17 protein-coding genes are annotated in these 13,069 nt (G+C 66.6%); 16 read left to right on the plus strand and 1 reads right to left on the minus strand.

All coding sequences use genetic code 11. The features are described from left to right. The first annotated feature begins 32 nt into the window (after window positions 1–32). The 6 genes from BUR99_RS09590 to BUR99_RS09615 all read left to right on the plus strand — a co-directional run bounded on the left by BUR99_RS09590 (window position 33) and on the right by BUR99_RS09615 (window position 7,125). Window positions 33–1,013 (plus strand): hypothetical protein, encoded by a 981-nt coding sequence (locus BUR99_RS09590; RefSeq protein WP_074260100.1) that lies wholly within the window; start codon window positions 33–35, stop codon window positions 1,011–1,013. Window positions 1,014–1,320: 307 nt separating this feature from the next. Further along, window positions 1,321–1,695, plus strand: a complete 375-nt coding sequence (gene rpsL, locus BUR99_RS09595) for a 30S ribosomal protein S12 (protein WP_022893888.1) — start codon at window positions 1,321–1,323, stop codon at window positions 1,693–1,695. Next, entirely contained in the window at window positions 1,695–2,165 is a 471-nt protein-coding gene (rpsG, locus tag BUR99_RS09600; protein ID WP_056010907.1) for a 30S ribosomal protein S7, read from the plus strand. The genes rpsL and rpsG overlap by 1 nt, the downstream gene beginning before the upstream one ends. A 143-nt stretch (window positions 2,166–2,308) precedes the next feature. Then, window positions 2,309–4,423 carry an elongation factor G gene (gene fusA, locus BUR99_RS09605; RefSeq protein ID WP_074260101.1) on the plus strand — a complete coding sequence of 705 codons (2,115 nt, stop codon included), beginning with the start codon at window positions 2,309–2,311 and terminating at the stop codon, window positions 4,421–4,423. Window positions 4,424–4,535: 112 nt separating this feature from the next. Continuing rightward, on the plus strand, window positions 4,536–5,726 hold the full coding sequence (gene tuf / locus BUR99_RS09610; protein WP_056010902.1) for an elongation factor Tu: 1,191 nt from the start codon (window positions 4,536–4,538) through the stop codon (window positions 5,724–5,726). A gap of 184 nt (window positions 5,727–5,910) precedes the next feature. Beyond that, window positions 5,911–7,125 carry an acyltransferase family protein gene (locus tag BUR99_RS09615; protein ID WP_084183871.1) on the plus strand — a complete coding sequence of 405 codons (1,215 nt, stop codon included), beginning with the start codon at window positions 5,911–5,913 and terminating at the stop codon, window positions 7,123–7,125. A 6-nt stretch (window positions 7,126–7,131) separates the two neighbouring features. Here BUR99_RS09615 and BUR99_RS09620 read toward each other — a convergent pair whose 3' ends face one another. Beyond that, on the minus strand, window positions 7,132–7,581 hold the full coding sequence (locus BUR99_RS09620; protein ID WP_074260103.1) for an OsmC family protein: 450 nt from the start codon (window positions 7,579–7,581) through the stop codon (window positions 7,132–7,134). Window positions 7,582–8,083: 502 nt separating this feature from the next. Here BUR99_RS09620 and rpsJ point away from each other — a divergent pair. The 10 genes from rpsJ to rpmC are packed head-to-tail and all read left to right on the plus strand — an operon-like array spanning window position 8,084 to window position 13,067. After that, entirely contained in the window at window positions 8,084–8,392 is a 309-nt protein-coding gene (rpsJ, locus tag BUR99_RS09625) for a 30S ribosomal protein S10 (protein WP_017201594.1), read from the plus strand. 8 nt (window positions 8,393–8,400) lie between these two features. After that, window positions 8,401–9,057: a 50S ribosomal protein L3 gene (gene rplC, locus BUR99_RS09630; protein ID WP_074260104.1), complete on the plus strand. Its 657-nt coding sequence runs from the start codon at window positions 8,401–8,403 to the stop codon at window positions 9,055–9,057. 3 nt (window positions 9,058–9,060) lie between these two features. Beyond that, window positions 9,061–9,720, plus strand: coding sequence for a 50S ribosomal protein L4 (rplD, locus tag BUR99_RS09635; protein ID WP_074260105.1), 660 nt, complete (start codon window positions 9,061–9,063; stop codon window positions 9,718–9,720). Next, the gene (rplW, locus tag BUR99_RS09640; RefSeq protein ID WP_074260106.1) at window positions 9,717–10,022 is read left to right on the plus strand and encodes a 50S ribosomal protein L23; all 306 of its coding nucleotides are present in this window, start codon (window positions 9,717–9,719) and stop codon (window positions 10,020–10,022) included. Before rplD ends, rplW begins: the two co-directional genes overlap by 4 nt. Window positions 10,023–10,039: 17 nt before the next feature. After that, on the plus strand, window positions 10,040–10,879 hold the full coding sequence (gene rplB / locus BUR99_RS09645) for a 50S ribosomal protein L2 (protein ID WP_074260107.1): 840 nt from the start codon (window positions 10,040–10,042) through the stop codon (window positions 10,877–10,879). A 12-nt stretch (window positions 10,880–10,891) separates the two neighbouring features. Next, complete coding sequence (gene rpsS, locus BUR99_RS09650) at window positions 10,892–11,173, plus strand: 30S ribosomal protein S19 (protein WP_056010880.1); 282 nt, start codon at window positions 10,892–10,894, stop codon at window positions 11,171–11,173. 25 nt (window positions 11,174–11,198) lie between these two features. After that, entirely contained in the window at window positions 11,199–11,564 is a 366-nt protein-coding gene (rplV, locus tag BUR99_RS09655; protein WP_074260108.1) for a 50S ribosomal protein L22, read from the plus strand. After that, the gene (rpsC, locus tag BUR99_RS09660; protein ID WP_056010873.1) at window positions 11,564–12,316 is read left to right on the plus strand and encodes a 30S ribosomal protein S3; all 753 of its coding nucleotides are present in this window, start codon (window positions 11,564–11,566) and stop codon (window positions 12,314–12,316) included. Before rplV ends, rpsC begins: the two co-directional genes overlap by 1 nt. 2 nt (window positions 12,317–12,318) lie before the next feature. After that, on the plus strand, window positions 12,319–12,738 hold the full coding sequence (gene rplP, locus BUR99_RS09665) for a 50S ribosomal protein L16 (RefSeq protein ID WP_056010870.1): 420 nt from the start codon (window positions 12,319–12,321) through the stop codon (window positions 12,736–12,738). Continuing rightward, window positions 12,738–13,067, plus strand: coding sequence for a 50S ribosomal protein L29 (rpmC, locus tag BUR99_RS20645; protein ID WP_074260109.1), 330 nt, complete (start codon window positions 12,738–12,740; stop codon window positions 13,065–13,067). Before rplP ends, rpmC begins: the two co-directional genes overlap by 1 nt. The last annotated feature ends 2 nt before the right edge of the window (window positions 13,068–13,069 follow it).

Here is a 13,069-nt window from a genome sequence, read left to right on the forward strand (position 1 = left end):
GACGTCGCCTCGGCGCCGACTACACTCGCGGCGTGAACGAATCGGATGACCGTCCGCGGCAGAGCGAACACGACTGGCGGCGGGTGCTCGTGAGCGCACTCGGCGAGAGCGGACTGGACGAGGCCGAACGCCCCGCGCCCGAGCACGCGCTTCGACGTGTTCGGAGGATCGTCGCCGACGACGCGCTCGACGTCGCGTCGGTCGCCCGCACCATGGTCGAGATCCAGTCGGTCGCGTGCGACGAGTCCTCGCGTCCCGACATCGAACGACTGCTGCGCGACGACCGGGCGGAGCGGGACGCCCTCGATGACGCGGCCGCTGAGGGCCGACTTCCAATCGCCGTTCGGGCTCCGGCCGCCCGCCAGGCTGGCGACGAGCGGCGCGAGGGAGCGTCGCCGATGTGGGTGGACGCCATCGCGATCGTGGCCGCCATCAGCGGGCCGGTCATGCTGCTGAGCAGCCGACGCAGCCACAGCCCGTTCCTCGACCTCGACACCGCCGCAGTGCTCGCCGGTGTTCTCCTGCTCTCCGCCGCGGTGTGGATGGTGCTCATCGAGCCGCGTCGGGTCACGCACCCGCGCCTCGCCGAGAGCCCGGGGTTCGCGTTCTTCGCCGCCGTGCTCGGGTACCTCGCGGTGGGCCTGATCGTGTGGCGGGTGATCGACGACGAGGGCGGGTACGTCAGCCTGCCGGTCGTGCTGGGCGCGCTGATGGCACTCGCCGGCGCCGTGCTCCAGACCATGGCGGGCATCTCGGTCCGTCGGATCCGCGCCGCCGCCGTGGCCGCGGCCGACCCGGAACAGCATGCGAACGCAGCCCGCGCGCTCTTCGCCGGGCTCGACCGACTCGACGACCGGCTCTACATCGACGCGGCGCGAGTGTTCGCGGATGAGCCGAGCGCCACGCGCGAGCCGCGACGTCGGGCCGCAGTCGCCGGCGTGCGGGCGCTCTACCTCGCCGGAGAGTTCGACGACGAGCTCGCGCTCGAGGCCCTCCGCCGCGGCCTGTTCTGAGTCCGTGGCGACCGAGCAATCCGGGTTCCGAGACGCGCTCTCCGGTCGGGCCTCAGCGGAGCTTCGTTCGCCGCCATTTGACCGCGAGGTTACGGCGCATTACCATTGATCGGGTGTGCGCGTTGTCGCGCGCTCGAATCGTGCCTGCAAGACCGGCGCGAAACGGGCCGAGACCATTCGCACGCATCGGGCTATTCGCCCCCACGGCATACCCATCAACCAAGGCGCTGCAACTCTGCAGTGCCGGTGGGTCGTGATGTGAATTCCATCAAACGCTGTCACCGTGCAGCACCAACAAGGAGAAGCAGTGCCAACCATTCAGCAGTTGGTCCGCAAGGGCCGCTCGCCGAAGGTCACCAAGACCAAGGCTCCCGCCCTGAAGGCGAACCCCCAGCAGCGCGGCGTGTGCACGCGTGTGTACACCACCACCCCGAAGAAGCCGAACTCCGCGCTCCGCAAGGTCGCTCGTGTGAAGCTCTCCAACGGCACCGAGGTCACCGCCTACATCCCCGGTGAGGGCCACAACCTGCAGGAGCACTCGATGGTGCTCATCCGCGGCGGTCGTGTCAAGGACCTCCCCGGTGTGCGCTACAAGATCGTCCGCGGCGCGCTCGACACGCAGGCCGTGAAGAACCGCAAGCAGGGCCGCAGCAAGTACGGCGCGAAGATGGAGAAGAAGTAATGCCTCGTAAGGGACCCGCTCCGAAGCGCCCCGTCGTCGCCGACCCCGTCTACGGGTCGCCCGTCGTCAGCCAGCTCGTCAACAAGATCCTCGTCGACGGCAAGAAGGACCTCGCGCAGCGCATCGTCTACGAAGCGCTCTCGAACGTCGCCGAGAAGAACGGCCAGGACGCTGTCGCCACCCTGAAGAAGGCGCTCGACAACGTGCGCCCGACCCTCGAGGTGCGTTCGCGCCGCGTCGGCGGCTCGACCTACCAGGTCCCCGTCGAGGTCAAGCCCCACCGCGCCAACACCCTGGCCCTCCGCTGGCTCACCAGCTACGCCAAGGCTCGTCGCGAGAAGACGATGACCGAGCGTCTCACCAACGAGATCCTCGACGCCTCGAACGGCCTGGGTGCCGCGGTCAAGCGCCGCGAAGACACCCACAAGATGGCCGAGTCGAACCGCGCCTTCGCCCACTACCGCTGGTAGCAGGCAGAGCGGATGCCTTCCCCCGCGGCTGGCATCCGTCGGGCCCACTACCGCTGGTAGCAGGCAGAGCGGATGTCGCGGGCCTCGGCTCGCGGCATCCGCTCCCACTCCCTTTCCCTTCCTGAATCTCCGGAGGAACCCCCGTGGCACAAGACGTGCTCACCGACCTGAACAAGGTCCGCAACATCGGCATCATGGCGCACATCGATGCCGGCAAGACCACCACGACCGAGCGCATCCTGTTCTACACGGGCGTCAACCACAAGATCGGCGAGACCCACGACGGCGCCTCGACGACCGACTGGATGGAGCAGGAGAAGGAGCGCGGCATCACGATCACGTCTGCCGCCGTGACCTGCTACTGGAACAAGAACCAGATCAACATCATCGACACCCCCGGCCACGTGGACTTCACGGTCGAGGTCGAGCGCTCGCTCCGCGTGCTCGATGGTGCGGTCGCCGTCTTCGACGGCAAGGAGGGCGTCGAGCCCCAGTCCGAGACCGTCTGGCGCCAGGCCGACAAGTACGACGTCCCGCGCATCTGCTTCGTCAACAAGATGGACAAGCTCGGCGCCGACTTCTACTTCACGGTCGACACCATCATCAGCCGCCTCGGCGCGAAGCCCCTCGTGCTGCAGCTTCCGATCGGTTCGGAGTCCGCATTCGAGGGCGTCGTCGACCTGGTCGAGATGCGTGCGCTCACGTGGCGCGGCGACGCCAAGGGTGACGTCAAGATGGGCGCCGAGTACGCCATCGAGGAGATCCCCGCCGACCTCGTCGACAAGGCCGCCGAGTACCGCACCGCGCTGCTCGAGGTCGTCGCCGAGACCGACGACGCTCTGATGGAGAAGTACTTCGGCGGCGAAGAGCTGACCGTGGCCGAGATCAAGGCCGCGATCCGCAAGCTCACCGTCAACTCCGAGATCTACCCCGTGCTCTGCGGTTCGGCGTTCAAGAACCGCGGCGTGCAGCCGATGCTCGACGCCGTCATCGACTACCTCCCGTCGCCGCTCGACGTGCCCGCCATCGAGGCGCACGACGCTCGCGACGAGGAGAAGGTCGTCATGCGTCACGCCGACGCGTCGGAGCCGTTCACGGCCCTCGCGTTCAAGGTCGCGGTGCACCCGTTCTTCGGTCGCCTCACCTACGTGCGCGTCTACTCCGGTCGCCTCGACAGCGGCGCCCAGGTCGTCAACTCGACCAAGGGCAAGAAGGAGCGCATCGGCAAGATCTTCCAGATGCACGCCAACAAGGAGATCCCGATCGACTCGGTGACCGCCGGCAACATCTACGCGGTGATCGGCCTGAAGGACACCACCACCGGTGACACCCTCTGCGACCCGAACAACCAGGTCGTCCTCGAGTCGATGACCTTCCCCGAGCCCGTCATCGAGGTCGCCATCGAGCCGAAGACCAAGGCCGACCAGGAGAAGCTCGGCACGGCGATCCAGAAGCTCGCCGAAGAGGACCCGACCTTCCGCACCGAGCAGAACCAGGAGACCGGTCAGACGGTCATCAAGGGCATGGGCGAGCTCCACCTCGACATCCTGGTCGACCGCATGAAGCGCGAGTTCAACGTCGAGGCCAACGTGGGCAAGCCCCAGGTCGCGTACCGCGAGACGATCAAGCGCGCGGTCGAGAAGCACGACTACACCCACAAGAAGCAGACCGGTGGTTCCGGCCAGTTCGCGAAGATCCAGTTCGCGATCGAGCCGCTCGAGATCGAAGGCGACAAGATCTACGAGTTCGAGAACAAGGTCACCGGTGGCCGCATCCCGCGCGAGTACATCCCCTCGATCGATGCCGGTTTCCGCGATGCCATGCAGTACGGCATCCTCGCCGGATACCCGATGGTCGGCGTCAAGGCGTCGATCCTCGACGGTGCAGCCCACGACGTCGACTCCTCGGAGATGGCGTTCAAGATCGCCGGCTCGATGGGCTTCAAGGAAGCCGCTCGCAAGGCGAACCCCGTTCTGCTCGAACCGCTGATGTCCGTCGAAGTCCGTACTCCTGAGGAGTACATGGGCGACGTCATCGGCGACCTGAACTCGCGTCGCGGTCAGATCCAGTCCATGGAGGATGCCGCAGGCGTGAAGGTCGTGCGTGCGCACGTCCCGCTCTCGGAGATGTTCGGTTACATCGGCGACCTTCGGTCGAAGACCTCTGGTCGCGCGGTGTACTCGATGGAGTTCCAGAGCTACGCGGAGGTCCCGAAGGCTGTGGCCGACGAGATCGTCCAGAAGAACAAGGGCGAATAGTCCGATACGCACGAACCTTCCGGTTCGCGTAACATATCAACACAACCCCCGTAGACCTCCGGTCGCAATCCAGCGCCCGGCGGTTCTACACGAGTCCTGAGGAGGACCCACAGTGGCTAAGGCCAAGTTCGAGCGGACCAAGCCGCACGTCAACATCGGAACGATCGGTCACGTCGACCACGGCAAGACCACGCTCACCGCAGCTATCTCGAAGGTGCTCGCCGACAAGTACCCGTCGGCCACCAACGTGCAGCGCGACTTCGCGTCGATCGACTCCGCTCCCGAAGAGCGCCAGCGCGGCATCACGATCAACATCTCGCACGTCGAGTACGAGACGCCGAAGCGCCACTACGCGCACGTCGACGCCCCTGGTCACGCCGACTACATCAAGAACATGATCACCGGTGCGGCTCAGATGGACGGCGCGATCCTCGTGGTCGCGGCGACCGACGGCCCGATGGCTCAGACGCGTGAGCACGTGCTGCTCGCCAAGCAGGTCGGCGTGCCGTACCTGCTCGTCGCGCTGAACAAGTCCGACATGGTCGACGACGAGGAGATCCTGGAGCTCGTCGAGCTCGAGGTCTCGGAGCTGCTCGCCAGCCAGGGCTTCGATGAGAACGCCCCCGTCGTCCGCGTGTCGGGCCTCAAGGCGCTCGAGGGCGACGAGAAGTGGGTTCAGTCGATCCTCGACCTCATGGAGGCCGTGGACAACAACATCCCCGACCCGATCCGCGACAAGGACAAGCCGTTCCTCATGCCGGTCGAGGACGTCTTCACGATCACCGGTCGTGGAACCGTCGTCACGGGCCGCGCCGAGCGTGGCACGCTGAAGATCAACTCCGAGGTCGAGATCGTCGGCATCCGCCCGACGCAGAAGACCACGGTCACCGGTATCGAGATGTTCCACAAGCAGCTCGACGAGGCATGGGCCGGCGAGAACTGCGGTCTGCTCCTTCGCGGCACCAAGCGCGAAGACGTGGAGCGCGGCCAGGTCGTCGTCGCACCCGGCTCGGTCACCCCGCACACGGGCTTCGAGGGCACCGCGTACATCCTCTCCAAGGAGGAAGGCGGGCGTCACAACCCGTTCTACGCGAACTACCGTCCGCAGTTCTACTTCCGCACCACCGACGTCACCGGCGTCATCACGCTGCCCGAGGGCACCGAGATGGTCATGCCCGGCGACACCACCGACATGACCGTTGAGCTGATCCAGCCCATCGCCATGGAAGAGGGCCTCGGCTTCGCCATCCGTGAGGGTGGACGCACCGTGGGTGCCGGTACGGTCACCAAGATCGTCAAGTAGGTTCACCTACTGATCGCCGACAGGGGTCGGGCCTTCGGGCCCGGCCCCTTTCGTGTACCCACGGGGGCTTCGTCCACAACCCGAGGCAGGGGGAGGGCTGCCGGCGGCACCGGGTCGGGCGGCGTCCGTGTGCCCCGTGGATCCGCCCTTCCCTGACGGGTGCGACGGTTCTACGCTGGACTGGATGGCAACTTCCCCCGCGCCATTGGTTCGATCGACGGTTCGCCCTGAGATTCAGGCTCTTCGGGCGCTCGCCGTCGGAGCGGTCGTGCTCCACCACGGGTGGCCCGCCGTCGCGCCGGCCGGCTACATGGGCGTCGACGTCTTCTTCGTCGTCTCGGGGTTCCTGATCACGGGGCTGCTGCTGCGCGATGCCGAGCAGCGCGGGCGCATCTCGCTCCGCACCTTCTACCTCCGGCGGGCCCGGCGGATCCTGCCCGCCGCCGTCACCGTGCTCGCCGTGGTGTCGGTGCTCACAATCCTGCTCGTGCCCCAGCGCGAATGGCGTTCGTGGTTCAGGGAGATCGTCGCGAGCGCGCTCTACTACGAGAACTGGCAGCTCGCGATCGACTCCCAGATCCCGCGACGGGCGGATCTCGAATCGACGCCCGTGCAGCACTTCTGGTCGCTCTCGGTCGAGGAGCAGTTCTACCTGTTCTGGCCGCTGCTGCTGATCGTCGCCATCTGGTTCGCGGCGCGCAGGGGAGTCGGCACGCGGCGGGTCCTCCTGCTCCTGCTCGGCGCGGTGACCGTGGCATCATTCGTGCACTGCGTCGTGCTGACGGCGCAGGACCCCGACCTCGCCTACTTCTCGACGTTCACGCGCACGTGGGAGTTCGGCGTCGGGGGACTGCTCGCGCTCGTCGCCGCGACGCCGCTTCGGGGGCACGAGGGCATGCGTGCCGCCGTGTCACTCGCCGGGCTCGCGGTCATCGTCGTGCCGATCGTCACGTTCCGATCGCCCGAGGTGTTCCCCGGTGCGATCGTGCTCGCGCCAGTGATCGGCACGCTCGCGGTGATCTGGGCGGGCATGCCGCAGCTCGCGTGGTCGCCGGCCCGGCTCGCCGCGCTGGCGCCCGTGCAGTGGATGGGCGACGTCTCGTACTCGCTCTACCTGTGGCACTGGCCGATCTTCATGTTCGTGCCGTACCTCACGGGCATGCCGAGCCCGCCGTGGCTCATGGTGCTGCTCGTCGCGGTCTCGTTCGTCGTCGCGGGCCTTTCGAAGCGGTACATCGAAGACCCGTTCCGCACCCCGACCCATGGCCTGCGCGCTCGGCCGGCGGTCGTGCTCGGCGCCACCGGTGCCGTGATCGCGCTCGTGGTCGGAGCCGGGGTGGTCGCGCCAGGCGTCGCGGCCGAGGGCAACGTCGCGTGTTCGCGCAGCGAGCGAGACTGAGCGAGGTCAGACGGGTGTGCCGTCGATCGTCGTCGCCAGTTCGATGCTGCCGTGAACACTGCGCGCCACCGTGCAGGACCGGTCGATCGCCTTGACCATGAGGTCGATGAGCTTCGCGCGCTCGGCCTCGTCGAGCGACGAGAGGTCGAGCAGCAGCTCCTCGTCGACGTGCGAGTACCGGTTCTCGGAGTCAGAGGTGCCGTGCGACCAGACCGTCATCGCGAAGTCGTCGCCGAGCCGCCGAGCTACGACCCGGTCGGCGCTCATGCCGGCACAGCCCGCGAGGGCGAGCTTCAGCAGCTCGCCGGGGGTGAAGTGCCCCTCGGCCTCCGCCGGCCCGATGCGCACGGTCGACCCGCGCTCGTTCACGCCCTCGAACGTGCGTTCGCCGGTCCGGCTGACCGAGACGCTGCCCGGCCCGATCCGCTCGCTCACCTGATGCGCATGCTCGGTCATGTACGCCTCCAGACGTGGTCGTCATGTCGATTCCATCACGGATGTCGCGGGGTCGGAACGTCCTCGTCTGCGACATCCCTGTGAACCGGACGGGCGCGACACGCCCGGGTTGCATGAAGGCACTCATTGTGGCAAACTCGATGAGTTCAACATTTCGAACGCGTGCACTCGTGCGCGCTGATCGGATCACTGTCAGGCAGTGCATAACCACCCGGTTCGCCCCGTTCCAACGGGGCTCAGGCGGGGGTCAGGTTAGGCCGCAGGCAGGAGAACAGACAAACCGACACTCACAACGCCATGGGCGACCATGTCTGCGTGCGCGTCGGCGGGCTCGAAGGTCGAGCGTGTCGAGAGCACCGCCCCGGTTCATCCGGGCGGGTGGTTTCGACAGGCTCGATCACCGGCCTTTGACAGAAGAACAGTGGTGCTTCACACGGAGTAGCTACGCGGCGTCCGATGCCCTCGGAAGGGGTAAGACGCCTTGACAGAGAGAGAGTCAGCAATGGCGGGACAGAAGATCCGCATTCGACTGAAGTCGTATGACCACGAGGTCATCGACACCTCGGCGCGCAAGATCGTCGACACGGTGACCCGCGCGGGTGCCACGGTCGTCGGCCCCGTGCCGCTTCCGACGGAGAAGAACGTGGTGTGCGTCATCCGATCGCCCCACAAGTACAAGGACAGCCGCGAGCACTTCGAGATGCGCACCCACAAGCGTCTCATCGACATCGTGGACCCGACGCCCAAGGCCGTCGACTCGCTCATGCGACTCGACCTGCCGGCCGACGTCAACATCGAGATCAAGCTCTGAGGTAACAGATGTCTTCCGCTACCAAGAACGTGAAGGGTCTGCTCGGCACCAAGCTCGGCATGACCCAGGTGTGGGACGAGAACAACAAGCTCGTGCCCGTGACCGTCATCGAGATCGCCCCCAACGTGGTCACCCAGCTCCGCACCGTCGAGAAGGACGGCTACGAGGCTGTGCAGATCGCTGCAGGCGCCATCGACCCGCGCAAGGTCAACCAGCCCGCGACCGGCCACTTCGCCGCCGCAGGCGTGACCCCCCGTCGCCACCTGACCGAGGTCCGCACCGCGGACGCCGCGTCGTACTCCCTCGGCCAGGAGCTCCCCGTCGAGGGTGCCTTCGAGGCCGGCCAGCTCGTCGACGTCGTCGGCACGAGCAAGGGCAAGGGCTTCGCCGGTGTCATGAAGCGCCACAACTTCAAGGGTGTCTCCGCTTCGCACGGTTCGCACCGCAACCACCGCAAGCCCGGTTCCATCGGTGCCTCGTCGACGCCCAGCCGCGTCTTCAAGGGCATGCGCATGGCCGGCCGCATGGGTGGCGAGCGCGTGACCGTGCTCAACCTCCGCGTGCACGCCGTCGACGCCGAGAAGGGCCTGCTGCTCGTCAAGGGCGCGGTTCCCGGTGCTCGCGGCCGTCTCGTTTTCGTCCGCAACGCAGTGAAGGGGGCGTAGTCCATGGCTACCGCCAACACCATTGACGTGCTCGACGCGACCGGCAAGAAGTCCGGCTCGGTCGAGCTGCCCGCCGAACTCTTCGACGTGCAGACCAACGTCCCGCTCATCCACCAGGTCGTCGTGGCCCAGCTCGCAGCAGCGCGCCAGGGTACGCACAAGACCAAGACCCGCGGCGAGGTTTCCGGCGCCGGTCGCAAGCCGTTCAAGCAGAAGGGCACCGGCCGCGCCCGTCAGGGTTCGATCCGCGCTCCTCAGATGACCGGCGGTGGCGTCGTGCACGGCCCGCAGCCGCGCGACTACTCGCAGCGCACCCCCAAGAAGATGATCGCAGCGGCCCTCCTCGGCTCGCTCTCCGACCGCGCTCGCGGCGGCCGCGTCCACGCGGTCACCGCCTTCACGGCCAGCGAGACGCCGAAGACCAAGGAAGCCGTCGCGCTCCTCGCAGCGATCGCTCCGGCGAAGCGCTTCCTCATCGTGCTCGCGCCCGGTGAAGAGCTCTCGCAGCGCGCGGTGCGGAACATCCCGACCGTGCACGTGCTGCGCGTCGACCAGCTGAACGCCTACGACGTGCTCGTCTCGGACGACATCGTCTTCAGCACCGCCGCACTCGAGTCCTTCGTGGCCTCGAAGTCGGCGAAGAAGGAAGAGGTCTCGGCATGAGTGCCGCCGCGAACAACAAGGACCCGCGCGACATCATCATCGCGCCCGTCGTCTCGGAGAAGAGCTACGGCCTGATCGACGAGGGCAAGTACACGTTCATCGTGGACCCCCGCTCGAACAAGACCGAGATCAAGCTCGCCATCGAGAAGATCTTCAACGTCCAGGTGGCGTCGATCAACACCCTGAACCGTCAGGGCAAGACCCGCCGTACCCGGTTCGGCATGGGCAAGCGCAAGGACACCAAGCGCGCGATCGTCACCCTCAAGTCCGGCTCGATCGACATCTTCACGGCTGTCGGCTAGGGAGCAGAGGAATAAGAATGGCTATTCGTAAGTACAAGCCCACGACTCCTGGTCGTCGCGGTTCGTCGGTCGCCGACTTCGCGGAGATCACTCGCTCCACGCCTGAGAAGTCGCTGCTCCGCCCGCTGCCGAAGACCGGTGGTCGCAACAACCAGGGCCGCATCACGACGCGTCACATCGGTGGTGGCCACAAGCGCCAGTACCGCGTGATCGACTTCAAGCGCAACGACAAGGACGGCGTCAACGCCAAGGTCGCTCACATCGAGTACGACCCCAACCGCACCGCGCGCATCGCGCTGCTGCACTTCGTCGACGGCACCAAGCGCTACATCCTGGCTCCGAACAAGCTCTCGCAGGGCGACATCGTCGAGTCGGGCCCCGGCGCCGACATCAAGCCCGGCAACAACCTGCCGCTGAAGAACATCCCCACCGGTACCGTGGTGCACGCCATCGAGCTGCGCCCCGGCGGCGGTGCCAAGATGGCTCGCTCGGCCGGTGCCTCCGTTCGCCTCGTTGCGAAGGACGGCCCCTACGCCCAGCTGCGCCTGCCCTCGGGCGAGATCCGCAACGTCGACGCGCGCTGCCGCGCGACCGTCGGCGAGGTCGGCAACGCCGAGCAGTCGAACATCAACTGGGGCAAGGCCGGCCGCATGCGCTGGAAGGGCGTCCGCCCGACCGTGCGTGGTGTCGCCATGAACCCGGTCGACCACCCGCACGGTGGTGGCGAGGGCAAGACGTCCGGTGGACGTCACCCCGTCAGCCCCTGGGGCCAGAAGGAAGGCCGTACGCGCAAGCGCGATCTTCCCAGCGACAAGCTCATCGTTCGCCGCCGTAACGTCGGCAAGAAGCGCAAGTAGGAGTTGTAGAAGATGCCACGCAGTCTGAAGAAGGGCCCCTTCGTCGATGACCACCTGCTTCGCAAGGTGATCACGGCGAACGAGGCCGGCAGCAAGAACGTCATCAAGACGTGGTCGCGCCGCTCGATGATCATCCCGGCGATGCTGGGTCACACCATCGCGGTGCACGACGGCCGCAAGCACATCCCGGTGTTCGTCACCGAGACCATGGTGGGTCACAAGCTCGGCGAGTTCGCCCCCACCCGCACCTTCCGTGGACACGTGAAGGACGACAAGAAGGGCCGTCGCCGCTAAGCGGTGACGTGAAGGAGGAGAAGAAATGGTGGAGTCGATCGCACGCGTGCGACACATCCGCGTCACCCCCATGAAGGCCCGCCGCGTCGTCAACATGATCCGCGGGCGCCAGGCACAGGAGGCACTTGCCATCCTGAAGTTCGCCCCCCAGGGTGCGAGCGAGCCGGTGTACAAGCTCGTCGCCTCGGCCATCGCGAACGCTCGCGTCAAGGCCGATGCCACGAACACCTACCTGGACGAGCAGGACCTCTACATCAGCCGCGCATTCGTCGATGAGGGCACCACCCTCAAGCGATTCCAGCCGCGCGCTCAGGGTCGTGCCTTCCGCATCAACAAGCGAACGAGCCACATCACCGTCGTGCTCGCCACGCCCGAGGAGGGTACGAAGTAATGGGTCAGAAAGTCAACCCGTACGGCTTCCGTCTCGGCATCACCACCGACCATGTGTCGCGGTGGTTCTCCGACTCGACGAAGCCCGGTCAGCGCTACGCCGACTACCTTGCAGAAGACATCAAGATCCGTCGACTGCTGCAGACGTCGCTGGACCGCGCCGGTGTCTCGCGCATCGAGATCGAGCGCACCCGCGACCGTGTCCGCGTGGACATCCACACGGCACGTCCCGGCATCGTGATCGGCCGCCGCGGCGCCGAGGCCGAGCGCATCCGCGCCGACCTCGAGAAGCTCAGCGGCAAGCAGATCCAGCTGAACATCCTCGAGGTGAAGAACCCCGAGGCCGACGCTCAGCTCGTCGCTCAGGGCATCGCCGAGCAGCTCTCCGCTCGTGTGGCATTCCGCCGCGCGATGCGCAAGGGTCTGCAGGGTGCTCAGCGCGCCGGCGCCAAGGGCGTCCGCATCCAGGTCTCCGGCCGCCTCGGCGGCGCCGAGATGAGCCGTTCCGAGTTCTACCGCGAAGGCCGTGTGCCCCTGCACACCCTGCGCGCGAACATCGACTACGGCTTCTACGAGGCGAAGACCACCTTCGGCCGCATCGGTGTGAAGGTCTGGATCTACAAGGGCGACATCACCAACAAGGAGCTCGCCCGCGAGCAGGCCAACCAGAAGTCGTCGCGCCCCGAGCGCAGTGACCGTCCCCGCCGAGCGCCCAAGGCGCAGGAGCCGGTGGCAGCAGGAGTTGAGGCATAACCATGTTGATTCCCCGTCGAGTCAAGTACCGCAAGCAGCACCACCCCGGCCGTTCGGGCCACGCCACCGGCGGCACGAAGGTCACCTTCGGTGAGTTCGGCATCCAGGCGTTGACCCCCGCGTACGTGACGAACCGTCAGATCGAGTCCGCTCGTATCGCCATGACGCGTCACATCAAGCGCGGCGGCAAGGTGTGGATCAACATCTACCCCGACCGTCCGCTCACGAAGAAGCCGGCCGAAACCCGAATGGGTTCCGGTAAGGGTTCGCCCGAGTGGTGGGTCGCGAACGTCAAGCCGGGTCGAGTCCTCTTCGAGGTCTCCGGCGTCTCCGAGGAACTCGCTCGTGAGGCCATGACCCGTGCCATCCACAAGCTGCCCCTCAAGGCACGCATCATCAAGCGCGAGGAGGGCGACGCATAATGGCCGTCGGCACCAAGGAGCTCAGCCCCGTCGAGCTCGACACCTTTGAAGACGAGCGACTCGTCGATGAGCTGAAGAAGGCCAAGGAAGAGCTGTTCAACCTGCGCTTCCAGTCGGCCACCGGTCAGCTCGAAAGCCACGGCCGCCTCCGGGCGGTCAAGCGCGACATCGCGCGCATCTACACGGTCATCCGCGAGCGCGAACTCGGCATCCGGGCAACGCCCGCGCCGGTCGAGGTTCCGGTCAAGGCCGAGAAGAAGACGAAGAAGGCCAAGGCCGAGGCATCCGCTGATGCTGCAGCCGAGGTCGAAGAGACGAAGGAGGCCTGATC

This window comes from Agromyces cerinus subsp. cerinus, assembly GCF_900142065.1.
GTDB classification, from domain to species: Bacteria; Actinomycetota; Actinomycetes; order Actinomycetales; family Microbacteriaceae; genus Agromyces; species Agromyces cerinus.

Excerpts from the sequence above, each read along its gene's own strand:
- rpsS (WP_056010880.1), top strand. The coding sequence starts at position 10,892 with ATGCCACGCAGTCTGAAGAAGGGCCCCTTCGTCGATGACCACCTGCTT.
- BUR99_RS09615 (WP_084183871.1), top strand. The coding sequence starts at position 5,911 with ATGGCAACTTCCCCCGCGCCATTGGTTCGATCGACGGTTCGCCCTGAG.
- rplV (WP_074260108.1), top strand. The coding sequence starts at position 11,199 with ATGGTGGAGTCGATCGCACGCGTGCGACACATCCGCGTCACCCCCATG.
- rplP (WP_056010870.1), top strand. The coding sequence starts at position 12,319 with ATGTTGATTCCCCGTCGAGTCAAGTACCGCAAGCAGCACCACCCCGGC.
- rplD (WP_074260105.1), top strand. The coding sequence starts at position 9,061 with ATGGCTACCGCCAACACCATTGACGTGCTCGACGCGACCGGCAAGAAG.
- BUR99_RS09620 (WP_074260103.1), bottom strand. The coding sequence starts at position 7,581 with ATGACCGAGCATGCGCATCAGGTGAGCGAGCGGATCGGGCCGGGCAGC.
- rpmC (WP_074260109.1), top strand. The coding sequence starts at position 12,738 with ATGGCCGTCGGCACCAAGGAGCTCAGCCCCGTCGAGCTCGACACCTTT.
- rplB (WP_074260107.1), top strand. The coding sequence starts at position 10,040 with ATGGCTATTCGTAAGTACAAGCCCACGACTCCTGGTCGTCGCGGTTCG.
- rplW (WP_074260106.1), top strand. The coding sequence starts at position 9,717 with ATGAGTGCCGCCGCGAACAACAAGGACCCGCGCGACATCATCATCGCG.
- rplC (WP_074260104.1), top strand. The coding sequence starts at position 8,401 with ATGTCTTCCGCTACCAAGAACGTGAAGGGTCTGCTCGGCACCAAGCTC.
- rpsJ (WP_017201594.1), top strand. The coding sequence starts at position 8,084 with ATGGCGGGACAGAAGATCCGCATTCGACTGAAGTCGTATGACCACGAG.
- rpsG (WP_056010907.1), top strand. The coding sequence starts at position 1,695 with ATGCCTCGTAAGGGACCCGCTCCGAAGCGCCCCGTCGTCGCCGACCCC.
- rpsC (WP_056010873.1), top strand. The coding sequence starts at position 11,564 with ATGGGTCAGAAAGTCAACCCGTACGGCTTCCGTCTCGGCATCACCACC.